Origin of the sequence: Bradyrhizobium vignae (assembly GCF_004114425.1) — a bacterium.
GTDB lineage: Bacteria > Pseudomonadota > Alphaproteobacteria > Rhizobiales > Xanthobacteraceae > Bradyrhizobium > Bradyrhizobium vignae.
Map to the genome: position 1 here is coordinate 38,408 of NZ_RDQF01000041.1, position 24,405 is coordinate 62,812.

The window sequence follows — 24,405 nt, forward strand, 5'->3', positions numbered from 1 at the left end:
CACGGCTGGAGTGTTGCGACAAGTGCGCACACGACTTAAGCCTATTTGATCTGGTAGCTGCTCAACCGAGATAGCCTTTGATAGTTCGTTTGAACTAGGGGCCGATTGAACTAGCCGTCGCATTTGTACAGAACCTCCCATAGGGACTGATGTTGTCAGGCCCACGTGACCTGACACAGCTGAGCAGACGGCCACCATCCTTCGCAGACTAGAATGGAAAATGAAATGCCACAGCAGATCACGCTCGCGGATAGTGGTCGCCTGGATGAGTACTTTCGGAGCGCTGTCCGCAGGATCCAAGATAGGCCATCTTTCGACGCAGCCCACATGGCTGGTCTCTTGACCGGCCATGAACATTCGACCACTGGACGTAGCACTGCTTGGGACAGCGGTCCGCCCGACAGCCGTTCGCAGGCAATCGATTTTGTGCGATGCTCGTACCTGGGCCTCGACAATCATCCGACGATCGTCGCTGGCGCGATCGAGGCGCTTGAGGCGCATCGTTCGCTACATTGGTCGGACGTCCGAATGGGACCAAAGTTCGCTCTTCTGGCGGAACTTGAAGAAATCCTCTCTGAGATTTTCTGCGCGCGCGTTCTCGCCTTTTCCAGTGGCATGCTCGCCAATCTCGGCGCGATCCCCTTACTTGCTTCGGGTCAACTGACGCGCGGCAGGAGGCCGGTCGTCGTGTTCGATCAGTCTGCACGCATCTCGCTGGGTCAGCATAAACGCGTCGTCGCTGATGAAACACTGGTCGAAACGATCGTGCACAACGATATAGGTGTTCTCGAACGATTGTGCCGCGAACATCCGGTGGTCGCCTATGTATGTGATGGCGTTTACGCCGTGGGAGGCCATTCGCCAATCAAGGAGCTGCGTCAGCTCCAGGAGCGCTATGGACTCTTTGTCTATATCGACGATGCTCACGGAATATCGATCTTCGGACGCCAAGGCGAAGGATTTGCTCGATCTCAGTTTCCGCAAATGCTCGGCGAGCGAACTATCATAGCTGCCTCGCTGGCCAAGGGATTCGGCGCATCGGGCGGAGTGTTGATGCTCGGCGCCGCGGATCACGAGGCGCTGTTTCGACGATACTGGCCTCCCTATGCCTTCTCGATGGCTCCGAATTTGGCCGCGATTGGTGCGGCGCTTGGGTCGTGCAAGATTCATCGCTCGCCAGAACTCGGCCAGCGGCAGCGGCGATTGGCGCAACGCATCGACGTCTTTGACCATCGTGTCGCAACTGCCGAGCAAGGCAATTCACTACCGATTAGAACGATCACCATCGGATCTGAGACCAATGCGATTGCAATCGCAAGGGGGCTCCTCGATTGCGGCTTCTATACCGCGGTGACATTCTCCCCAGCGCTTGGGCGGGGAACGGCGGGGATTCGGGTGTGCATTACAGCGCAGCATGAGGTCCATGATATAGAGCGGCTGTGCGACTCCATCTTGCAGAATATAGCCCAGACCACGGGAAAGCCCTACCCTCTGAGGTGAGGTGATGATTACGCGAATGATTTCCTGAAACTGCCCGTAAGACCGAGGTGCTGTCAGCTGATGCAGACGGGAAGGATAGAAGCTTACCAAGCCGCAAGGACTTGCGCCGCCGCGCCGGTGCTTCCCTTTCACAACGAACGGGCAGATCACGAAGAAGAATGTCGGGTTGTGCGAGGGACAGGCAGCTATTTTCATGCCGACGCCTAGCTGATCTCTGGCATCGGCCGTTTGGGCTTCAATGCGGATAGCGGGCGCCTGTTCAGCAGTCACCGGGGCCGGGGTGGGATCATCAAGGTTGATCGAGCCCCTCCATCAGCGGCGAGCTGCAGTCGTCTAAGGGATTGCGGGCTGGTATTGTGCACGCGATCGGAGGCACGACAGGAATCTCTGTCAGAAGCACCACCTTTCGTTTGGAACAGGAGTAATCCGAAATGCCTCTTATTCAAATCAGGTACAACGCGAGCGCAATTCCCGTTGAGGCTATCAGCGCGTTAAGAGAGACTCTTCCGGCCGTCGCAGCCAAAGCGCTCACTTGCGCTGACAACATCAAGTGTGTGCCGAAGGATATCATGCTGGAGTTCGAGCGCATGAGCGCTTTCGACTTGAATTGCAAAGACATCAATATCCGCGTGTGGGCGCACGACTATCCCAGTAGGCGCGAGATTCTCGATTTGGCTCGAGAGCACATTGCAAAAGAGGTTTTAAAACATGTTCCCACCGAGGTGAGCTGGTATGTATGGATGCTTCCCATGCCGAGTTCATATGGATCGGACGCTGAACAGTTGTTTTTTTCATCTTCTCAGCTCAAATATGGCACTCAAAGCTCTTTATAGGAATCGAGTTTCCACGCTGGTCGTGGCGGGCCGCACCGGCGCCAGACCGATCTTGGCTTGCCCGCCGTGAAGGAGCCTCTCTAAGCCCATCTACGCTGGTGACGCACAGAGTCCTTCACCTAGTCGATAACGAACTCGTCAGGCATCGGGACCACGGCCGGCCCAGGCTTCCTGGTGCACGCCGGCCGCCTAGTCTTGTCGAGTTGATTGGGCGATTAAAAGCTACTGGAATGCGTGCCAATAAATGCTGTAATCCGGCCTCTTCACGGAATCTCCCCGCCTGTCTCACCGAGCAGCACGGCGAGGCCAAAGATGGCTGCGCGAGTCGCCACCCGAAAGTCGCTCGAGGACAGCGTCATCTCGGGTTATAGCTCCGCAGAGGACATTCACGCGTTCACCGCTTCCGCTTGGAAACTCTGATCGAGCTGTCCGGATGCGCAAAGGGCAGCCGAAATGGCCCCCACTTTTTGCCCAGACTAGGGTCAAACGATTTAGTTATTATGCAAAAGTAAAACGAAGCCTATCGATACACATGTCGCAATTTTCACGCTCGTCGACAGATCCTATGTAATTTGCAAAGAACCTCGAGGTTCACCCGTCGACGCCTTCGTCAAGACGAAACCGGCGGCGATTCATCGTGATGGATGCCCCTGACCAGAAGTGAGACTCGCGATTCGATTTGCTCGTCTAAATTACTTGAGAGCTTACGGAGTACTCTTAGCTCTGATAGGTGCGCGCATCTGTACGCGCAGTTAAAGTGGCGCCTGCAGACGGTAGATCGATGCAAATGGCAGTATGTGGGGCGCTACGGTGCTCTTCATTTCGTCGATTGGATCGCATCGTCCAGATTCCCGCTGCATTACAATGTACACGGTAACAGAGTCGCTAAAAGCTCTGGCAATACGTTGCGGCAGCGAAGCATTGGACCGTCGTCTCGCGATAGGAGAGATTGTCTCCGTCGGCTTGCGCCTCCTTCGTAGACGGCGGCGCCGCGAGGATAAGGAGAGCGCATGGCCGGACTGTATTACGAGGATTTCGAGATCGGGCAGGAATTCCGTCACGCCCTCAGCCGGACCGTCACCGAGATGGACAATACCATGTTTAGCCTCTTGACGCTGAACCCGCAGCCGCTGCACATCGACGCTCATTTCGCGGCCTCGACGGAATTCGGGCAGCGGCTTTTCAACAGCCTCTATACGCTCGGAATCATGATCGGCATGACCGTCTATGATACAACGCTCGGCACAACCGTTGCGAATCTCGGCATGGCCGATGCCATCTTCCCCAAGCCAGTTTTTCACGGGGATACGCTACGTGCGACCACGAAGGTCCTTTCGAAGCGGGACTCGAAATCGCGGTTGAACGCAGGAATCGTGGAATTCGAACATCAGGCGCTCAATCAGCTCGACGAGGTTGTGGCTAGGTGCCGCCGGTCCGCGCTGATGCATAAGAGGTTAACCTAGTCGTACTGTCGGTGCCGCGCAACAGCTCGCGTAAATTCGAGAAGGCCTCCAAGGAAGCCAGAGAAACAACAGGCTTGGACTGATATCGTGCCGCCGCGCCACCGCGGACACGCTCGCCCCCGGCGCAAAACTCTCCGCAACAATCGCCGCCTTCGCGTCGGTCGACCAGCGCCGACGCCGGCCCGTCCCCGTGATGATCTCGATGCGCTGCGGCGTGTCGGCGCCGTCCAAGGATAGACGTATACCTATCCTTATCGCTATCCTTACGACTATCCTTACGACTATCCTTACGACTATCCTTGGACATTGTGACCCCCGCGACAAACCATTCCGCGAGATATTCTTAGCCGACCAGATCAGCCCTCAGTGCGTGGTCTCTGGATGACGCTCACCAACGAAGTTCAACATGCTGTTCCTTCCAGCAGGATCGATTGAAGATGGGCCACGTCTCAACCGCCGCGGCGAAGAACTGCTGCGCAACTCCTTGCGGGCCATTTACGTTTCTCTGAAGTTTCCCGAACCTACGAGGACCCTGATCCGCGGGCGGGCTCGGCGGCAAGCAATAGGTAAGTTGCGACTCTAACGCAGTCCTATCCCTGCGCCAGCGCGATTCGGACGAGGCAACTGTGAGTGTAGCCGCGCCAGCTCCAGCAAGCGCTCACGCACGTGCCCCTTCGCCGGTGCGCTGCGTCTGCTGATGGGGTCGACGTGAATCAGCATCTGCTCGCCGGTGGCCGCTGGCTTCTCGTCACCCTCCCGCGTGATCACGTGATGGAGATGAAGACGCTTGTCATCGGCGCCGAGCACCTGCGTGAGCATCTGAACACGGTCGCCAGCATACAGTTCCCGGAGATGTGTCAGGTGCGTCTCGGCCGTATAGTAATTGCCGCTGTTTGAACGGTACTGGCCGTCGATGCCGATGTATTGAAGCAGGGTTTCGGTGGCCTTGTTGACGAGCTTGAGATAGCGGCTTTGAATGACATGGCCACTGTAATCGACCCAGTGGGATGGCACCTCCAGTGTCGGCATCCGCAGCGGCCCGGAACCGTTAGTCAGCTGACGAGCGCGGTCGCTCAGCGCCCGCTCCCAACGCGCGACCGTTTCGCCTGGGCCGTCCCCCTGTGAACGCAAAGCCTGCAGCAGGGCCACGATCAATACATCGCGTTTCTCTTCCGCGCGGACGTCCAGGCGATGGCACTTCAGCATTACGTCCACCTGCTCCGCAGCCTTGCCCAGGAAGGCGCGGTCGATGACGGATTTGTCGGTCAACCTCGACCACGGCCATTTGAACGCCCGTTGCCCGATGTTCTGGCCTACACCCCTCCCGCCGGCTATGCAGTAGGACACCATAGCAGTGTGGCATAGCGCCCATGAGTACCGGACCGCATCATCAACGTCCTGCAGCGTAGCCACTTCGTCGTGCACCAGCCGCAGCGCCTCGCGTGCGACCGTATCCTGCAGCCGGTTTATGATAAACCCATCCACCTCTTTGCGCACCACCAGCGGGTGCATCCCAATTGCCCTGTAGATCGCCGCTGCCCGCTCAACCGCGCCGGGCGCCGTACGCTCCCCAGCGCACAGCTCAATCAGCGGCAGGAGGTACACAGGTTGGACCGGGCGCGCGACGAGTAGGCAGTCGGGGTGCTCCATCTCCGCCTGCAGCAAGGACGGCCGAAACCCTGATGTCGAGGAACAGATTAGGGTACCAGGCCCTGCCGCGCGGCTGGCGGCCGCGAGCAGCTGCTGCTTGAGCTCCAGGCGCTCCGGCGCGGATTCCTGCACGAGGTCCACGCCACGCACCGCGTCCGCGATGGACTCGACGGCCATCAGCGAACCTTCCGGCGGCAGCGGCATCAGCGTCAGCTTTCGATACGCCCGCCGCGCGTCGTCCAACATCTTCTGCACGCGTTCGGCCGTACCAGGCGATGGGCCATACAGCCGTACGTCCACTCCGTTGAGCAGGAACCGTGCAGCCCACCCGCTGCCAATGACCCCGCCCCCTAGCAGGCCTACTCCGCGCGGTAGCTTTTCAGAGACGTCGGAGCTCTCAAGCATCACCTTCGCTCTCTCAGGCGTAGAATTTTGAGCTTGAACTTCAAGCGCATCACCTCCGGTTTTATCACCCGCATACTGATCTGCTCGAGATCGCAACCGCTCGCGGCACCAGCTCGGCATTCGTGGCCACCCGCCCGAGGAAGAGATAAAGGTTGTCCGAGCGCCATCACTGAAATCACCCGCCGTGCCATGGCCGCTCCGATGCATTGCTGGCTCAATGGCGCATCATCAATGCTATTCAAGTCACCCTATTCTCAGTCTTAGCGGGGCTAGTTGGATGCCGCACGGGAGGAGAGCCCCGATGTCTCGGATTCGAACGGTGCAAAGATTGAGTCACGCCACTTAAATGCCGCCTTCGTACCCTCGCTGTTCTGAATCTCGCGGAAGCGTCTGAACTCGGATTCCGATTTGCCGATAATCAAGTCTGCGGCGCAGCTGTATCGCAGAGCAGAATCGAGTCCTGCTGCGAGGAGCGTATTGTTGAGCGCCTTCTTGCTCCACACCAACGCTGGCAGCGCGACCCGAGACATACGCTTCGCAATGCGCGTAACCTCTTCCTCAAGGCTTTCCTTAGGAAAGACGCGGCTTACGAGGCCGAGCCGGTACGCGTCTTGGGCATCGAACATATCTCCTGTGTAGACCAGCTCGCGACAACGTTGACCGATCAGATGCGACATCATCGGCAGCTCTGTGTCGCCAATCCCCATCCTGGTCTCGATGGCACCGAACCGCGAATCGTCAGAACAGTAGCGGATATCACAACTAATGACGAAGTCTAAGGCCCCGGCCAGGCAATAGCCACCAATCATCGCGATAACTGGCTTGGAGCAGTCAAATACGGAATGTATGAACTTAACGCCTAGATCGAAATACCGGCTCCAATCATCCAAGCTCCAATCATCCAGGCTTGACGGTGCGACCTCTGACTTGTCTCCGTCCATGTCAAAGCCGGTAGAAAATGCTCGGTCACCCGCTCCCTTAACCACGACTACACGCGCGTCCGGATTGCGCTCGGCTGACGCGAGGGCGTCACGAAATTCGGCACAAAGCTTCAGAGACAGCGCGTTCCCTTTGCTCGGCCGATTCAAAGTGATCCACGCGACACGATCGTCCACCGCATAAAGAATGGTGCTATACGCCATCAGATGTATCTCCTGATTATTGGTGTGGCATCATCTGGAGCGGCAGGGCCCACGGCCACCTTAGCTTTACCACACCGACACCTTTCTCGGACCTCTTCGTCTCGAAGCTCTTCTCGAAGATCTTGGTTGCCTACAGAGCCCGCAGTATAAAGCCCGTCAAGCTGACGCAACACTACCAGAAGCAGGCAGGCTGAAGATGCGCGTTCGAGCCTGTCGCCGAGTTGCCAAGCCGAGATCGGCCAGTCGGGTTCAGCACCAGCGCTTCTTCTCAGTGTCGTAGGCGCCGGCAAGCGGATCACTCACGGCCATCAGCTCACGTTTGAGGACTTTATTGCTGGTGGTGGCTCTAGGAAGCGCCGGCGTGAAGGAAATGTACCGCGGCACCTTGAACACCGCAAGATGCGCACGGGCATGCTCCAGAATGCGCGCCACAGCCAGATTGTCCGGTGTGCTGCCTTCCCTCAGCTCGACGCAAATCTTGACTTCCTCGCCGCGCTTCACGTCGGGAACGGGCACGGCGGCCACATCCACAATCTCGGGAATCTCGCGGATGACCGCCTCCACCTCTCGTGCCGCGATGTTCTCGCTTGAGCGGCGGATCATGTCCTTCGTGCGCCCCACCAGCCAATGAAAGCCGAGTTCATCGCGACGCACCAGATCACCGGTTTTGAACCATTCGCCTTCAAACAACGCGGCATTTGCTTCCGGTTTGTTCCAATAGCCCTTGAAGATCCCACGCCCCCTCACCCAGAGCTCGCCGACGTCGCCGACCGGCGTCGGCTTGCCATCCTCGTTCATCAGCCGCAGCGCTCGAAAAGGTGCGCAAATCCCAACCGAACCCGAGTCGGCCAACTCGTCCAGTTGGTCCGTCATTCGGGTGCCGAAGCCAATTTCCGTCATCCCGTACGCTTCCTCCGTGCGCACTCGAAACCGCCTCCGGAACCGGCGTATCGTATCCGGATTCCAACCCCAATTCAGGATTTGCTTCAGGCACGTCGCCCCATCTTCGTCGGCGGCCTCGGCTTGCCGCGCTATCAGCTCTGGAAACTGGCACCACTCGATGCGGTGCTGCTTGACCCAACCGATGAAGCGCGTCGAGCTGAGTTTGGGAGCCAAGTAGAGCGTGCCGCCTTGTCGATACGACTTGAGAAGATGCGCTGGCGGATCGATATAGAAGAAAGGCTGCGCAGATAAATACCTCTGGTACGGCTGCTCCCAACACATCGCCTGGTACGAGAACACACCCCAGTAGTCGTGCGTCAACATGCAGCCCTTTGGAAAGCCGGTTGTCCCTGAGGTATACTGAATATTCAAAAGGTCGTCGGGCCGGACATCCTCCTGCACAGGAGACTCATCGACACCCTTGAGCAATTCATCGAGGGTGACGGCCGTTTCGCCGAAAGACTGTCCAACCAGAATCGCTCGGTCCTTGGCTAGATTTCGCGGCCAACGCTCCATCGCGGAGAACGATGTCCATACGGACTCGTCGACGACAGCGAACTCGGCTTGTGTGTCGCTAAGAACGTATTCGATCTCCCTGCGCGTGTAGCGCATATTGATCGGGACCGTCACCGCACCGAGCTTCGCAATGGCGAACCACAAGATAGGGAATACGATCCGATTGGGTAGCATCACCCCAATGCGATCGCCCTTGCGTACGCCCAATGCACGCAGTGCATGCGCATGTTTGTTGGACAATCGGTCCATCTCGGCGTAGGTCGCGCGCTCGCCGCGGTCGAAGACGTCAATTGCGATCGTTGAGCCGTGCGTTCTCGCCCGCCTTTCAACCAGCTGTCCGATTGTGATGGTCTCATATGCGGATTCCAGCGCCTCGATCTGGCGCAACGCATTTGCGAGGCGTTTCTTTAGCTGAGTTTGTGTCAATTTCGTAGAGGCTATCATCGTAAACCTTGCAAGTCAGGGAACCAACCTAGTCTGCCAACGGGGACGAGACCTACCCATTTGAGAGTGTTCTCCGGTTGCTGGTCCGGCGTCGCGTTTTCCCAGAACTCGGCCTGATCGTCGGAGATTCCACTGTTGTCAGGCGCGCCACCATTACCGGCGCTCGAACAGGCGAACGCGCAGCTCTTCACTCGCATCAAAATCTCGAATCGCGCAAACGCCGAACGATGCGTTGCACACTTTGCGACTCGATGTCGGCTTTTGCGATCGAAAACTCGTAGAGATAGTCTCGTGGTCCTATGAGCATATTCATCATGTACTTGAGGGAACCGTGAGACGTGCAACAGACCAAGAACACTGCCATTGCTGCACCTTGTCCTATGCAGATGAGCTGCCGAATTGATCCACGACAAGCTAGTAGTTGATCGTACCTCGTTAAGGAGAATCAAAACACTACCTACTCTGGTGAGGAATACTGTACGCCGATTTGTAAGGATCTGTTTATCCTGGAGCAAAGACCTTACAGCTCTTTTGAAGCGGGCGCGGGGGCAGTGGGCACTGCAGCTTGCTGGGATGATATCGTCGACCAAGTCGGCGAGCTGGTAACAGTTAGGAGCACTTCCTTCACCAAACGCAATGAGCCGGAACGCCCGCACCCACGATTGAGGGACTCGAGGCTCCCGCCTTGGTCATAACCGCTTTCTCCAAAACGAAGGACGCCGAACCTCTATGGCGCTGCTTGTGACACATCTTGGACACATTGCCTGCGCCCAACTTCAATCATCGCTGCACCACACCGGTCATCCCAGCCAAGGCCGCCCCCACGGCGCATTCCTCACAATACCGAAGGTGTCACCAATCTGTCGCAGCTCCACTCACCTTTCCCGAACGTAAGCCGGGCCCGCGTGAGCGTCCTTGTGTGAACGTCGATAGGAATAAGACTCCGCGTTCAGGGCTTCTTCACCGTCCGATCGAGCTGACCTTGGGTATGGCGCGTTTGCGTGCGTCCCATTCTCCAACAACAGAGAGAGCCGCACAACAAGCTTCAGCGTCACGGGACGAGTTTATTGGCTATAAGACCGCGATATGGTTGCTCAGCCTGGAGCTAAGCGTGCGAGCTGCATGCCGGCATCAGACACAGCCCAGTTCGGTGAAATCAGATGCTTCGTCAACCCGGGTTCTCCAAACAGCGAACGATTGCAAATAGCGAACGATTGTCCCCCCAGAGTAGGTAGTGTCTCGATCGTTGTTGATGATGTACCGATAATTAGTGACTAAGCCGACGAGGCCATTATGCAGCGCATCACGATAGGCAATGGGCAGCAATGGTAAGAGTGGCTAATCCGTTTGCATGTCGGAGGGCAAACTATACCTTCTCGATGTTTCGCGATCATACCAGAGGGTATGCAGTAACGCAGGCTGCTCGTTACGCGATCCACGCAGTGGTTCGAAAGATGTATACGCACCTCCTCCAGGGAATGAGGCGCCTCGACGCGGCAAGTGCTGCGGTGATTGCGATCCGCCGAAAGCAAAATGTGAGACGTTGCCCGCCGCGGGCGCGAAAAGGGATTTGGAGGCGCGAGTATTTGGCTAGCTGAACAGCGGCAGCCAAGAAGTGTGTTGCGATGTTAATCGCTGCGGGGCCAAAGTTCATGCCTGCGAGTTCAAACTTATCGGGGTGGCGGCCGCGAGCGGTCGGACTGCTGGGGGGCGGGTTGATCGGCGGCGGGTGGGCTGCACGTTTTCTCCTGAACGGAGTGGACGTGCGGCTGTACGCCCGTTCGGCTAATACGGTCGAGCGCGTGCAGAAGATACTGGCCGACGCGCGGCGGGCATATCGGCGGCTGACGCTGGTCTCGCTTCCAGTCGAGGGTTCGCTGACAGTGGTGACGTCGGTCGCGGACGCTGTGCGCGGCGTGGAGCTCGTGCAGGAGTCGGTGCCGGAACGTTTGGAGCTCAAGCGGCCGCTGCTCGCGGCCGCCAGTCAAGCGGCGGCGCCGGAGACCCTGATTTGCTCCTCGACCTCGGGCCTTCGGCCGTCATTGCTGCAGGCGGACGTTGACCATCCCGAGCGCATGCTCGTCGCGCACCCGTTCAACCCAGTATATCTGCTGCCGCTGGTTGAATTATGCGCCGGACAGCAAACGGCGCCTGAGGCGCTGGTGCGGGGGGCGGAGATTTACCGTGCGGTGGGGATGTACCCCCTTGTGATGCGCAAAGAAGTGGACGGGTTCATCGCTAACCGGCTGCAGGAGGCGGTGTTCCGTGAGGCGCTGTGGCTGGTGCATGACGATGTGGCTACCGTGCAGGAGGTCGACGATGCGGTTCGCTACTCCTTCGGACTGCGCCGTCCGGTGATGGGGCCTGTGCAAGGCTACCGCGTCACGGTTGCCGAGACCAGCGCGCGCCGTGCGATGGAGCGATTCGCACCCGAGCTGAAGTTGCCCTGGACGAAGCTCACCGAGGTGCCGGAGTTTACCGACGCTTTCCTCGACAAACTCGCCGAGCAGTCTGAGACACAGGCCGGGAAGCTGACGATCCCTGAGCTCGAACAGAAGCGCGACGATTGCCTCGTCGCCGTGCTGCAGGGCTTGCGCGCTCAGGGTTACGGCGCAGGTGAGACGCTCGCGCTTTGGGAGCAAGGGCTGCGCGACCGCCTTCCACAGCTAACCAGCGGCTCCGGCCCGCTGCGGACGGCGACAGGGCAGATAACTTCTGAGTGGAACGCGCAGGACACTGAGAGCCACTACCCTCAGCTCTTCGGCATCGCCACCGAGAACCTGCTCCGTTACATCGGCGTCGACGGCGAGTACCGTTCAAACAACGGCGGGTACCGCCTAATCGAGATGCACCTCTCTTACCTCAGGGAACTCTACGCCGGCGATTGCGTCCAGGTCCTCACGCAAATCCTCGGTGCCGACGACATGTGCATTCGTCTGTTGCACGTGCTCACGCGCGAGGGCGACGAGGAGCCGATGGTCACAGGCGAGCAGCTGCTGGTTCATATTAACGCCGGCAACGGGCACCGCGGACCCGTGCAGGGGCATGTGCGCGAGCGTGTGCTGGAGTTAGCGCGACTGCACGCGGAGCTGCCCCATCCGGAGCGCGAAAACGTCCGCCTGCGCTGACCGCGAACTCACCTGGCGGGACGCGACAACTGCCCAAGACACCGCACACAAGACGCTTACTCCGTTCGGGAGGCTTCAGAGCAACCGCCATGCCTAGTAAGCAGCTACGCAGCAAGCGACCGTTGTGCCGCGCCCGCCGGAGACCTCGAGAATGTCGTGGCCCGTGCCCCGTGCACTGGCTATGACCTGTGCGCGAGCGTTGCGGCCCAATATCGATGGGCATCAAAATGGAAAGCAACAAAGCGCCGTCAGTTCTGCGGCCGACAGAAATTCCTTGCTAACAAGGTGCGCTCGAAGGGTATTTTTGCGCCGAGATCGTCTGCGGTAACAGCCAGGTATTTGCGTGCAGAACCCAAAGTACCAAAATGCCTCTGGTCGGCATTGGCGAGCCAGGAACTTTGTGTAACGCGAGAAGAGAGGAAACAATGAGCGATGTCGGATTCGGGGTTGAGGCTTTACGACGCGGGATGTCGCGTCGGGAGTTGACCAATCTCCTCATTGGGTCCGGTATGTCGGCTGCCGCGGCTGGCACATTTGCGATCTCCGCTAGCATCGCGCATGCGCAAACCCCTCGCCGGGGCGGCAGGATCAAGGTTGCGCACTCGCAAAGTTCGACCGCCGAGACGCTTGACCCGGCGAGGGCCATGAACTCATCTGACAATGTGCGCTTGTTTATGTTCTACAATGGGCTGACTCGTTTCAATGAGGAGCTTTCGACCGAGCTCGACCTCGCCGAAGAAATTACGCCAAGTCAACGCGCAACTATCTGGAACATCAAACTGCGGCGTGACGTACGCTTTCATGACGGGACGCCGCTGACCTCGGCCGACGTCGTGTATTCTCTGCGCCGCCATAAAGATCCGGCTGTAGGCTCGGGTGGACGTAGCCTCGTTACCGCGATCGAGGAGATCACCGCGACCGGGCCGCGCGAGGTGCGCATCATCCTCAGCGGCCCCAATTACGAGTTGCCCGCGATCTTGTCCATCTGGCATTTTCTCGTTGTCAAAGATGGTGCCACCGATTTTCGTACGGCAAACGGCACCGGCCCTTATGAGTGCCAGGAATTCCAACCGGGCGGGCGCACGATCGCCATGCGCAATTCCGAGTACTTCAGGCCCGGGAAGCCCTATCTCGACGAGATCGAATTTTTCGGCATTACCGACGAATCGGCGCGGGTTAATGCATTGCTCGCGGGCAACGTACAACTCATCAATTCGGTCAGTCAGCGTTCGGCGCGGCGCATTGTCACGGCCCCGAACCTGTCGCTCTTCGAAACCAAGTGCGGCGCCTACCAAGACCTCGTAATCCGGCTCGACCAAGCGCCCGGATCGAATCCGGACTTTGTGCTCGCGGTCAAGCACTTGTTCAATCGCGAGCAAATTGCCCGCGCCGTCTACCGAAATTTCGCGACTGTCGCCAACGACCAGCCGATCGGCCCGACTAGCCCCTTCTACGATCCGGGCCTGCCGCAGCGGCCATTTGACCTCGACAAGGCCGCCTTCCACCTGCAGCGCTCAGGCTTCGGTAATCAAACCTTCCCGATCGTCATCTCGCCAGCGGCGAGGAACTCGGAAGAGATCGCGCTGTTGCTGCAGCAAAGCGGCCGGGAGATCGGCCTGAATTTTCAGCTCCAGCGCGTACCAGCCGAGGGCTATTGGTGGAACTACTACATGAAACGTCCGATCTTCTTCAGCTCTGTCCCCCCAAAAGCGACCCCCGATATTGCTTTCACCACCTTCTTCCAATCGCGGGCGCCCTGGAACGAGAGCGCTTGGCGCAACGAGCGGTTCGACGCACTCCTACTCGAGGCCCGCGCCGAGGCCGATACTGGTAAAAGGGGACAGGTGTACCGTGAGATGCAGAGTCTGATCCACGACGGCTCGGGCGTTTGCATCCCGGTGTTCGCCAGCTATCTCGACGCGCACGACAGCGACCTTAAAGGTCTGTTGCCAATCGCCGTCGGCGGCATGATGGCTGATAGTTTCGCTGAACACGTATGGCTCGATCAATGAGCGGAGTTGCGGTAGCGCCAGAAAGGCGCGTTCTGCGATGTAGCGCAGCCGCTGGAAAAAGGCCATGAACGCCCTCCTGGTTCGTCTCCTGGTGAGCAGAATCGCGATCGCGATCCTGACCCTTCTTTTCGTATCGGTTGCAGTCTTCCTCGGAACTGAGATGTTGCCCGGCGACGTCGCACAGGCTGTGTACGGTCAAAACGCAACGCCAGATGCGGTCGAGGGACTGAGACGAGCCCTTCACCTGGATCAGCCTGCCTATCTGCGCTACTTGCTGTGGCTCGGTCGGCTGCTAACCGGGGATCCTGGCAACTCACTAGTCAACAATCTACCTATTGCCGAACTCGTTGCAACTCGACTGCCGAACTCACTGATGCTCGCTTCGGTGACAATCGTGGTATGCGTGCCGATGTCGCTCATTCTTGGTATTAGCTCAGCGATTTGGCAAGACAGTCTCTACGACCGCACAGTCAGCTTGGCGACTATGTCGCTCGTGTCGGTTCCGGAGCTCGTCATCGCGACACTCGCGGTAATCATGTTTGCTGTGAACCTGCGTTGGTTTCCGGCGCTCTCCTACTCGGCTGGACTCCTTTCGCTCAATCAAATCTTCCAGCTATTCGCGCTTCCCGTCTTCACTCTTAGCTGCGTGCTGATCGCCCAAATCATGCGCACGACGCGGGCGGCCGTGATTGACTGCCTGCGCTCGTCCTATGTTGAGACAGCTGTACTCAAGGGCGCGCGCCCGATGCGCATCGTGCTGAACCACGCCGTGCCGAACGCGATCGGACCGATCGCTAACGCGGTTGCGCTCAGCGTTTCACACCTGCTTGGCGGAGCTGTTATTGTCGAGACCATATTTAACTTTCCCGGCCTAGGACGCCTTTTGGTCGATGCAGTGGCGACACGGGACATGCCGCTCATCCAGGCCTGCGTTATTATCTACTGTGCAGCCTATCTTTTTCTCGTCGCGTTGGCTGATATCGCCGGGATGCTATCCAACCCGAGGCTTCGCCATTGATGAGCGTCGATCATAACAACACGGCTATCGAAGCACCCGCGCAGCCGCGCCGTCGACTGCCCCTGTCGCTCGGCGGGATGGTCGGCGCTACGATAGTCGCTTTCTGGGTTGTCGTGGCGATCATCGGTCCGTACATCGCCCCTCACGACGCCGGGGCGCTGCTCGACGATGACCTGTTCGGGCATATGCGCTGGAAGTTTCCGCTCGGTAGCGACTATCTCGGCCGCGATGTCCTGAGCCGCATCCTCGTCGGGGCACGCTATTCGATCGGCGTCGCGACAGTGGCGACGTTCCTCGCGGTCCTGATGGGCGGTAGCCTCGGCATGCTGGCCGCCGTCTCGCGCGGGCCGGTCGACATGACGCTCAGCCGTCTCTTCGACGCGCTGATCTCTATCCCAAGCAAGATGTCCGCACTCGTCCTCATTGCAGCGCTCGGATCCTCGATCCCGGTGTTGATCGCGACCGTCGCCGGGATCTTTACGCCTGGTGTATTCCGCATTTGGCGTGGGCTCGCGATTAACGTGAACGCGCTCGATTTCGTCGAGGTCGCGCGTGCTCGCGGGGAGAGTACAGCGTACCTGATTCGCGAAGAGATCCTGCCGAACATTTCGGGCCCAGTGCTGACCGATTTCGGTCTGCGCTTCATGTTCGCCGTCCTCCTCCTGTCGAGTCTTTCTTTTGTTGGGCTCGGCGTGCAGCCGCCGGACGCCGACTGGGGCTCGCTCGTCCGCGAAAACATCGACGGCCTAGCTGATGGAGCACCCGCTGTCATCATGCCAGCCATTGCGATAGCGACGCTGACCGTCGGAGTTAACCTTCTCGTTGACAATCTGCCAAGGCGCTGGTCCTCAACCGTGGAGCACTGAGCGATGGCTCCCCTAGTGAAAGTCGACCGCCTATGCGTCACCGCGCGTGATGAGCGCGGAAATAACCGCGCCATTGTGAAGGATGTGAGTTTTGAGGTTCAGCGCGGCGAAGTCGTCGCGCTAATAGGCGAATCCGGTTCGGGCAAGACCACGATTGCGCTGTCGTTGATGGGCCATACCCGGTCGGGTATCAAGATCGCCGGCGGCAGCATCACGTTCGATGGACAAAGCCTGCTGGATATGAGGTCGCGTGATCTCTCAATCGTCCGCGGCCGCGATATTGCCTACGTGCCGCAGTGCGCAGCCGCCTCATTCAATCCGGCACATCCGCTTCTCAGGCAGGTGATTGAAAGCTCACAAATTCACCGCGTCATGTCTGCGGCCGAAGCCGAGGCCAAGGCGATTGCGCTCTTCCGCGAACTCGCGCTGCCCAATCCCGATCATATCGGCCAACGCTATTCGCACCAAGTCTCGGGCGGTCAGATTCAGCGCCTGCTTGCTGCCATGGCGCTTGTCACAGACCCGAAGCTCGTCATCTTCGACGAGCCGACCACCGCGCTTGATGTGACGACCCAGATCGAGGTGCTTCGCGTCTTCAAAACGGCGATCAAGAAGCGCGGCACGACTGCAGTCTACGTCTCGCACGACCTCGCCGTGGTCGCCCAGATGGCGGACCGCATTATCGTGCTGCGCGACGGCATCATCCGCGAGGTGGCTTCGACCGGGCGCATCCTCACCCAACCGAGAAACGACTACACCAAGATTCTCCTCGCTGCCGCCAAGCCGCGGGTGCGGGCAGCCACGAACGGAATAAGGAAGGAAACCTCTGTCCCGCCAGTCCTCAAGGTGATGAACGTTGTTGCCGGACACGGTGCCGTGGATGAGCGTGGTATTCCGGCAGTCCCGTTGCTACGCGATGTGGGGTTCAGCATCAAAGCGGGCAGTACGCTTGGCGTGATTGGAGAATCCGGCAGCGGCAAAAGCACGCTCGCCCGCGTCATCGCCGGGCTTCTGCCTGCGACGCGCGGAGAGGTGCTACTCAACGGCACGAAGCTACCGCGGAACGCCGCTCACCGGACGCGCGACCAGCTGCGCCGCATCCAGATCGTTTTCCAGATAGCCGATACCGCGCTGAATCCAGCGCGCTCAATCGGACGCATCCTCGGGCGGCCACTCGAGTTCTACAACGGCCTTGTTGGTGACAAGCGGCGGCGATGCGTGGCCGAACTCCTCGACATGGTGCACCTGCCAGCAGCGGTGGCCGATCTTTTTCCGAGTGAACTCTCGGGCGGACAAAAGCAGCGGGTCAATCTCGCAAGGGCGCTCGCGGCGGAACCCTCGCTCATCCTATGCGACGAGGTGACGTCCGGGCTCGACACGGTGGTCCGCGCCGCGATCCTGGACCTCCTCGCCAAGTTGCAGCGCGATCTAGGCGTTGCCTACCTCTTCATCAGCCACGACCTGTCTACAGTGAAGGCGGTGTGTGATGAGGTGATGGTTCTTTATGCTGGACAGAGAATGGAGTACGGCAGTCGTGGTGCCTTGCATCAGCGCCCGCGGCATCCTTATTCAGATCTCCTCATCTCCTCGGTGCCGGAGCTTCGGCAAGGCTGGCTCGACGGCATTAGTGAGATGATGCCGAAGGAAACATCAGCTGCAATCGCTGGGGTGGCTGGCGGGGAGACCTGTCGCTTTTTCGAGCGATGTGCGGTGCGCATCCAGGGCCGCTGCGATGTTGAGGGAATACCAGTACGATTGCTATCGAAAGGTGCCGAAATCCGTTGCCAGCGAACGGAACAGGAGCTCATTGAGCTGTTCACTCCGTGAATGCTCCGACGGCGCCTCGTCGTTGCTATGAGGACGATTTGTTGTTTGCGAAGCGCGCCAACATTGTTCTCACGCCATCAACCCGATGGTCTCAAATGAAGGCTTAGGCGGCGCGTGTTGCACCTCCAAGGAAGCAAGCGTGCGAAGGTGGCGCTAACCAGAAAGTTGGCTGTCGTCCTTCACCCGAAGGTGGGTCGATGGAACCCAACAACAAATTCGGCTACGGATCTTGGTAGTTCCAAGATGTCCTGCATCCGCTAAAATGGTCACGGATCCTCGACGTGTGCGCCTATTGGAGGCGCGAAAGGCGTGCTGGTTCGCTTAATCGATATACGTAGCGGACGCTACATTCTCAATCGCAACCAAGCAATGACTACTGAACGCTTGGGAATCGAGTTGCGAAGTTATCAGGTTGATTTTTCAAACAGCGCCAGGACATGTGAGTATCGGGGGAGCAAAGTGAACAAGATCTTTGGTGGCTGTTACAAACAGAATGGCGAGAAGTTGAGGACTGGTTCGCGACCACAACTGCTGGAGTTCAGCTGCCGTCGCGATCCACCAGATATATTCTCTTGCTTCAAGGTTCGGTGATGTCGAAAGCGATACAGATGTGTCAATGTTTTGGAGTGAGCTCGGTCGAGCATTTATCATTTCTCTCACCAAGAAGATTCTCGCGGCCGATCTTCGCTGCCTCGAGCTCCTGAAGCGCCGTTGCGCGATTCGCTCGATATCGCGGTTAATCACGAAGCTGCTTACGCCGCCCTCCGCCTACTGATGCAAATTGCGCCGGAAGTTGATCTCGTCATAATCAGCAGCCCACACTGGAGACAGCGCTTGCCAAACATCCCATGGCCAAACGGTGCCAAGATCGCCGTCAATCTCACTTTCGATTTCGATGCAGAGACCTTGTGGCTCGGGCGCGACCCGACCAATGTCGATCGTCCCGGCACATTGTCGCAGGGGACCTACGGCGCGAAGATAGGCGTACCCAAGATCCTCGAACTTCTTGCCGACCAAGAGTTGCCTGCCACTTTCTTCGTGCCCGGGTGGGTCGTCGACAACAGGACCCTTATCGTCGAGAAGATCGCAAAAGCCAATCATGAAATCGGCCACCACGGCTATCTTCACAAATCAATTGACCCGAACAACCTGGAGATGGAAGTCGAGGAGCTTGAAAAGGGTATTGAATCGATCCAACGTGTCATTGGTGTTGCTCCCCTAGGCTATCGCGCCCCATCCGGAGAGACGAGTGAAAATCTAATCCGCCTTCTGTCCGAAAGAGGTTTCGTCTACGACAGTACCATGCTGGACGACATCGAGCCCTACCGCCACGTCTTAGAGGACGGAACCCCCAGCGTCATCGAATTGCCGTGGCACTGGAGCATGGATGACGCTCAGTATCTTTTGACCGGTGTCAAGTGTCACCGGCCGATAGCCACCAACGACCACGTGCTCTCGATTTGGAAGGCGGAGTTCGACGAGGCCTATCTGTCGGGCGGCTACTTCAATCTCATCATGCATCCGCAATTGACCGGCCGCCCGTCGCGTATCCGCATGCTGCGCGAACTCATCGCTTATATCAGAAAGCACGACAATGTCTGGTTCGCACGAAGCCGTGACGTGGCGAGTGCCTGGCTAAAGATTGCGAACACGCCAAATGAAGGACCGATCGTCTCCCCCTTTCTTCGACACAGCGAAAACGGGAATATTTCGCAACGGTAAGCCTCGCGGGAGATCACGCGTTCGTCAGCGGTCTACTTATGATTGTCCGGGATCCGATGTCCATCCAACACCGTGCCTTCGCCGACCGCAAAACTGGAGTCGGCTGCAGCCGTTGCTTTTGCAAACTTCCGCTCAAGCCAAAGATGTCGAGACGAGGCTAACTATTAGGAAGTAAGGCGCCGGCCATCGTCGTCGCATCTTGACGTTGAAGTGGACGTAGGTCTCCGTGCGAGCTTGGCTGATCAACTCCACCACGGGACTTGCAGACAGAATGGGAGAAGGCAGGATGGCTTGACCAAACGCGGGCATCAAAATTAAAGACCCGGCGAAAATCTGAGTAGAAACTGCTTCGTTGCTCATTACTCGGTAAGGAGAGTAACTAATCAGAAGGTCCCTTCTCGATGATGCGCCCGAAATTGAAGAACAGAATGCGGTAGATGACTCTGCGTCTTGAAGATGAGCTTCTCGGCACGGGCGAAGTCCCAGACCGTCGCCCTTCAGCCCGCGTTCGGCGAGCTCGCAAGCAGCCCGCGAGGTGAAATCACGCACATCCGTTCTCGTACCCTGACACGGCGTTCTGCCAGAAATCGCTTTTCGGCCGGTGCCCATCCATTTTGCCAGGCGCGAGGCTGCCGGTCTCACGCTGCCGCGGCGCCCATCCAACGACCGTGCTGACAGCAACCCCGATCGCCTGGCCGCGTGATTGCAGGACAGCCCGCCGCGCTCGCTTGCGTACTTCACAGAGGAAGGCTCGCCCATCCATGGTGGCGTCCGAATCCCAGCTTAGAGAATAGCAGCCTCGCAGAACGGAGCGCCGAACCCGCATCTCCTAACATGACAAGAGCACCCGGACGAGACTTCTATTGAGTACAGCCCAGACCCTGACGCGTGAAATGGAGACGGGCAGTGACACCATGTCGGATGATCGGGGTACTCGGATTGGAAAGCATGAAAAAGAAGGCGCGTCGCCCCTCGCAGCTCACGCCTACTGATCCCCCTCGGATTTGACCAACATAGAAACGTCAGACTCTCAGCCGCTCACTCGTAGTATACGAAGAAGCGAGCCTCGATACTCTCACGAGGCTTTGCATTGGGATACGCTCGACGATTATCGAACGCCGAATGAACTGTCTTCGGATTGCAATCCTCCGCGGAATCATAGGCCTTAAACAGAATAAGCTCGCCCGCATTCATTTCCGGAAAGTAGTACCAGCGCTGAGCGGGGTTGAAGTGCACCATGCCGAGCTTAAGGGCGGTGCCGTCAAATACGTTGTCCACCACCTTTATATCCGCATCGTGAACGGAGGTGCCATCGCAGATCGCTAAGGGGAAATCCTGCGGGGGCAGCGAGAGCGCATGCCAAGATTGAACAATCATCAACCGCGAATAGGATCGAAGCGGAATCCCCTGTGATTGACTCGCAATCGCGGCAGCCACAGGGCCGAGGATGGGCGCGTAGTCTATATGAGCCCATACAATTGGCTCCTTTACTCTGGGAATAGAGCTACCGCCGGCAGAACGAAAAATGACGGCTTGTCGGCGGGGCACCACCCATGACGCACTGAAGTACTTCTTGATGAACGGAACCATCTCTTCCAGGTACCGGTCGTACATAATCTCCGGATCACCCTCGGTTGCACTGGATATCTTGTGCTGAATTAAAGTGAAGCCTTCCCGATCAAGGGATAATTCGTTCAGGATCGGACGCGCGTTTCGAATGGTGACATCGTAGCTGAGCATAGGTGGCGGGTGGGGTATGTGACCAAACAGCGCGTTTGGAAATGACCCTAACAAAGACACCTCGGGACCTTCTTCGTCGGACGTGCGCCGAACAAAATTAATTCGGCCTTGCACGCACTCCAAGTGAGCTCGGCTTGCTTCTGCTGACGGTAAGGCACGCTCCGGATTTCCCATGGCTGGTTGTCTCCATTATTAGGACGCCGAAAACGCGGTTTATCGCGGCGCTTCAGTCGCGAACTGCGTCTTCCCTGAAGAATACAGCAGAAGGGCAGAGAGTCTGCCTACCAATTCTCGGAGCACGCGCAAGATAACCCTCGCTTTACATAGTCACTCAGCATTAACCTAGGAATTCGCGAGTTCGGAGACGCCGGCGCCTCCAATCGCCCCTTGTTTCATGGGCAACTGCCCACGTTGTTTGCTGAGCGAGATGGAATGCGATGTCAAGGCAGTCGCCATCGCAGCTCAGCCATTTCTTACCCCCAGCATCCCCATGAGACTCGCGCGGCAACTCACAATACAGTGGTCTGAGTACAGGTTGGCAGGTGCTGCGTGATGTATAATTTCCGCAACTACCAATGCTAATGATTGATCTGGATACCAGACGCATGTCTACCTACGCTCGATGAGCGAGGGGCGGTCCAACATAACCTGTAAGGAGTTTAGCATGCAACATCACCCACAATCAGTTGGCCCCAATGGTCTTAGTCGATGCGATGACTCGTCACCTGCAGAGATAATCCTGGCAAATATGTCCCGACCGACATCCCTCACCCTCCCAGATATCTTCTTTTCCATGGACCCGCACCATGGGTGCTTGCGCAATCGCCGAGCGCGCCAGCTGAATAGCGGCTAAGCATCTTCGAAAATGCGTTCCCTGCCACGCACCTCCGTCCCTCGAGCGGGCGCCTTTTGTGCTTAGCGATCGTGAACTAGCAGAGCAGGTCTGCCTTACATGGACTGACATCGTTCCAGCGACTTTCGGTCCGATTTGGGTGCCTGCATTCTGCGACAGTCCTTCTCTTGGACTTTCGATAGAAGACGAGATTCCGTGACGCGTCGCTGTGTTCCTGGGCGCCTAATGAATACAACACCTGCTAGCTAAATGCGATGCGAGAATAGTCAACAAAGGAGAGATGACATGCAACGCAATAATGAAATGAAGCTTGGAGTGTTCCTCTGGGCTGCGGGATATCACGAAGGCGCATGGCGCGATCCGAGCGCGCCAGCAAACTGCGGAGTTGATATCGGCCACTATGCTCATCTGGCAGCCCTTGCCGAACGAGCGGCATTTCACTTGATATTTCTCGCCGATAACCCAAGCGTATCTGAATTGGACGATGCGCACATAGCTCGTTCAAGCCGCAACGATGGCTTCGAGCCAATCACGCTGTTGTCGGCGCTTTCATCGAGAACACAAAGTATCGGCCTTGTCGGGACCGCGACAACGACCTACAATCAGCCTTATCATCTTGCACGCATGTTCGCCTCGCTCGACCACCTATCGATGGGCCGAGCCGGCTGGAACATTGTCACCTCCGGGTTCAGGCGCGAAGCCGCAAACTTTGGCGAAGAGGATCTTCCAGATCATGAGGCGCGCTACGCTCGCGCGAGAGAATTCGTCGAAGTCGTGAAGGGTCTTTGGGACTCATGGGAAGATGACGCCTTCATTCGCGACAAACGAAGTGGCATTTTCGCTGACACCGCGAAACTGCATTTACTTAACCACCGAGGGGACTACCTATCGGTCAGAGGCCCGCTGAACATCGCAAGGCCGCCGCAAGGATATCCCGTATTGGTTCAAGCTGGCGCATCCGATACCGGAATTGAGTTCGCTGCAGAATTCGGCGAGGTCGTGTTCACTGCTGCACCTTACTTGGAGCACGGTCAAAAATATTACACAACTCTCAAAGGGAAAGCGCGCACGCTCGGGCGTGAAGACCATCAGTTGCTAGTCATGCCGGGCTTAATCCCAATCGTTGGGAGGACTAAGCAAGAAGCATCTGAGAAGCTCGAAAGGCTACATTCGTATGAGCACATCGACGTACAGATAGGAATGGCCGAACGTGGGTTGGGGTCTGTGGCTGAGCTGCGTTCATTAAACCTCGACTCATTGGTCCCCGAGACTTTACCGCAGTCAAATTTCATACAGAGCCGTCAGAAAGTATACCTCGACGTGGCGGCACGCCAAAAGTTCACCTGGAGACAGCTGATCCGCTTCATATCGGATACCAAAGGACATCTCATGGTCGTTGGAACGCCGGACGAAATCGCCAACGCCATGGTGGAAACATTTGATCGACATGCGGCTGACGGGTTCAACGTTATCCCGGCGACCCTTCCCGGCGGATTCAAGGACTTTGTTGATCTCGTCGTTCCCGAATTGCGAAGACGAGGCAAATTCAGATCCGCATATTCCGGACAAACACTACGAGAGAACCTTGGTCTTAAGAGGCCAGCAAATCGGTTCGCGCAGGTAGGTGTAAGCAGTCGTTCGTGAAAAAAGATCCCATGCTGGCGTAGGCTATCGACGACGTTTGAACTTTGCGAGCGCCACCCCTAGCGCCACATTTGAGGCAGGTGGTATCAGCCTCGAGCGATTGGCCTAGGTGTGTAGTCCCGGAGTGCGGAAGACTCAGTCAATCTGATCCGCCTTCCGGGAGGTATTATGACGGACGGGTACTCCATGGCCGCCACTACCACCCATGGCATCCGAACTGCGATACAGCCGTCGAAGGCTCCGCTCAAAGACTTAGCCGGAGCGATAGGGTCTCGACCAAAAGACCGTCGCTAAATGGCGCAGCGCAGCTTTATCCATGATGCCGATGGGACCGAAGGCCGCGCGGTCGATCGTGCTCTCTCCTGACGAGAAGGCCACAAGGTGGTGGCGGCTCCCTTCCTGCGGCATTCATTGTTGCCGCTGGATACCTGCCTCTAGGCCTTGCAGGTCACCATTCCGCCGCTTGCCGCGCCATGGCATCAGTTTCGCCGAGGGTTCGGATGATGGCATGCAAGAGTGCTGCGAGCTATCGCAGGAACAGGCCGAAGTTGTAGCGGCCGCGGCGATGACAGGGCTGATGCGGTCGCCGAGGCGTCCTCGCGCCGGATGGAAGCCGTGATAGGGCGAACCCGACTGGAGAATCCGGCCCATGAACCGATGCGAGCGGTTCGATGGGGCACTTTATGTGTTCCGGGCCAAA

General features: G+C 57.9%; 16 protein-coding genes. 10 read left to right on the forward strand and 6 right to left on the reverse strand.

Annotated elements, in window-relative coordinates:
* Window positions 1-225 precede the first annotated feature (225 nt).
* The 3 genes from EAV90_RS27640 to EAV90_RS27650 all read left to right on the forward strand — a co-directional run bounded on the left by EAV90_RS27640 (window position 226) and on the right by EAV90_RS27650 (window position 3,796).
* The gene (locus EAV90_RS27640) at window positions 226-1,500 is read left to right on the forward strand and encodes an aminotransferase class I/II-fold pyridoxal phosphate-dependent enzyme (RefSeq protein WP_245509622.1); all 1,275 of its coding nucleotides are present in this window, start codon (window positions 226-228) and stop codon (window positions 1,498-1,500) included.
* A 431-nt stretch (window positions 1,501-1,931) separates the two neighbouring features.
* A complete protein-coding gene (locus EAV90_RS27645) occupies window positions 1,932-2,333 on the forward strand; it encodes a hypothetical protein (protein ID WP_129145260.1) in 402 nt (133 codons plus the stop codon).
* Between the two features lie 1,010 nt (window positions 2,334-3,343).
* On the forward strand, window positions 3,344-3,796 hold the full coding sequence (locus tag EAV90_RS27650; protein ID WP_129145261.1) for a MaoC family dehydratase: 453 nt from the start codon (window positions 3,344-3,346) through the stop codon (window positions 3,794-3,796).
* On the opposite strand, the gene EAV90_RS41820 is transcribed toward EAV90_RS27650, so the two are convergent.
* The 5 genes from EAV90_RS41820 to EAV90_RS27675 all read right to left on the reverse strand — a co-directional run bounded on the left by EAV90_RS41820 (window position 3,788) and on the right by EAV90_RS27675 (window position 8,895).
* On the reverse strand, window positions 3,788-4,120 hold the full coding sequence (locus EAV90_RS41820; protein WP_430644751.1) for a transposase: 333 nt from the start codon (window positions 4,118-4,120) through the stop codon (window positions 3,788-3,790). The genes EAV90_RS27650 and EAV90_RS41820 overlap by 9 nt on opposite strands.
* A gap of 255 nt (window positions 4,121-4,375) precedes the next feature.
* Window positions 4,376-5,851, reverse strand: coding sequence for a 3-hydroxyacyl-CoA dehydrogenase NAD-binding domain-containing protein (locus EAV90_RS27660; RefSeq protein WP_129145262.1), 1,476 nt, complete (start codon window positions 5,849-5,851; stop codon window positions 4,376-4,378).
* Window positions 5,851-6,093 carry a hypothetical protein gene (locus EAV90_RS27665; RefSeq protein WP_129145263.1) on the reverse strand — a complete coding sequence of 81 codons (243 nt, stop codon included), beginning with the start codon at window positions 6,091-6,093 and terminating at the stop codon, window positions 5,851-5,853. The genes EAV90_RS27660 and EAV90_RS27665 overlap by 1 nt, the downstream gene beginning before the upstream one ends.
* A 27-nt stretch (window positions 6,094-6,120) precedes the next feature.
* Window positions 6,121-6,993 carry an enoyl-CoA hydratase/isomerase family protein gene (locus EAV90_RS27670; RefSeq protein WP_129145264.1) on the reverse strand — a complete coding sequence of 291 codons (873 nt, stop codon included), beginning with the start codon at window positions 6,991-6,993 and terminating at the stop codon, window positions 6,121-6,123.
* Window positions 6,994-7,242: 249 nt separating this feature from the next.
* Complete coding sequence (locus tag EAV90_RS27675; protein WP_129145265.1) at window positions 7,243-8,895, reverse strand: class I adenylate-forming enzyme family protein; 1,653 nt, start codon at window positions 8,893-8,895, stop codon at window positions 7,243-7,245.
* Between the two features lie 1,652 nt (window positions 8,896-10,547).
* Between EAV90_RS27675 and EAV90_RS27680 the strand changes: the two genes are divergently transcribed.
* The 6 genes from EAV90_RS27680 (at window position 10,548) to EAV90_RS27705 (ending at window position 19,468) form a co-directional block, all read left to right on the forward strand.
* Window positions 10,548-12,023 carry a 3-hydroxyacyl-CoA dehydrogenase NAD-binding domain-containing protein gene (locus EAV90_RS27680; RefSeq protein ID WP_129145283.1) on the forward strand — a complete coding sequence of 492 codons (1,476 nt, stop codon included), beginning with the start codon at window positions 10,548-10,550 and terminating at the stop codon, window positions 12,021-12,023.
* Between the two features lie 425 nt (window positions 12,024-12,448).
* Window positions 12,449-14,035, forward strand: a complete 1,587-nt coding sequence (locus tag EAV90_RS27685) for an ABC transporter substrate-binding protein (RefSeq protein ID WP_129145266.1) — start codon at window positions 12,449-12,451, stop codon at window positions 14,033-14,035.
* Window positions 14,036-14,099: 64 nt separating this feature from the next.
* Window positions 14,100-15,053 carry an ABC transporter permease gene (locus tag EAV90_RS27690; protein ID WP_129145267.1) on the forward strand — a complete coding sequence of 318 codons (954 nt, stop codon included), beginning with the start codon at window positions 14,100-14,102 and terminating at the stop codon, window positions 15,051-15,053.
* Window positions 15,053-15,919 carry an ABC transporter permease gene (locus tag EAV90_RS27695; protein WP_129145268.1) on the forward strand — a complete coding sequence of 289 codons (867 nt, stop codon included), beginning with the start codon at window positions 15,053-15,055 and terminating at the stop codon, window positions 15,917-15,919. Before EAV90_RS27690 ends, EAV90_RS27695 begins: the two co-directional genes overlap by 1 nt.
* Before the next feature lie 3 nt (window positions 15,920-15,922).
* Window positions 15,923-17,746: an ABC transporter ATP-binding protein gene (locus EAV90_RS27700; protein WP_129145269.1), complete on the forward strand. Its 1,824-nt coding sequence runs from the start codon at window positions 15,923-15,925 to the stop codon at window positions 17,744-17,746.
* A gap of 711 nt (window positions 17,747-18,457) precedes the next feature.
* Window positions 18,458-19,468: a polysaccharide deacetylase family protein gene (locus EAV90_RS27705; protein WP_245509623.1), complete on the forward strand. Its 1,011-nt coding sequence runs from the start codon at window positions 18,458-18,460 to the stop codon at window positions 19,466-19,468.
* Window positions 19,469-20,506: 1,038 nt separating this feature from the next.
* Here EAV90_RS27705 and EAV90_RS27710 read toward each other — a convergent pair.
* Window positions 20,507-21,382: a CmcJ/NvfI family oxidoreductase gene (locus EAV90_RS27710; RefSeq protein ID WP_245509624.1), complete on the reverse strand. Its 876-nt coding sequence runs from the start codon at window positions 21,380-21,382 to the stop codon at window positions 20,507-20,509.
* A gap of 964 nt (window positions 21,383-22,346) precedes the next feature.
* Between EAV90_RS27710 and EAV90_RS27715 the strand changes: the two genes are divergently transcribed.
* Entirely contained in the window at window positions 22,347-23,705 is a 1,359-nt protein-coding gene (locus EAV90_RS27715; RefSeq protein ID WP_129145270.1) for an LLM class flavin-dependent oxidoreductase, read from the forward strand.
* Window positions 23,706-24,405 lie beyond the last annotated feature (700 nt).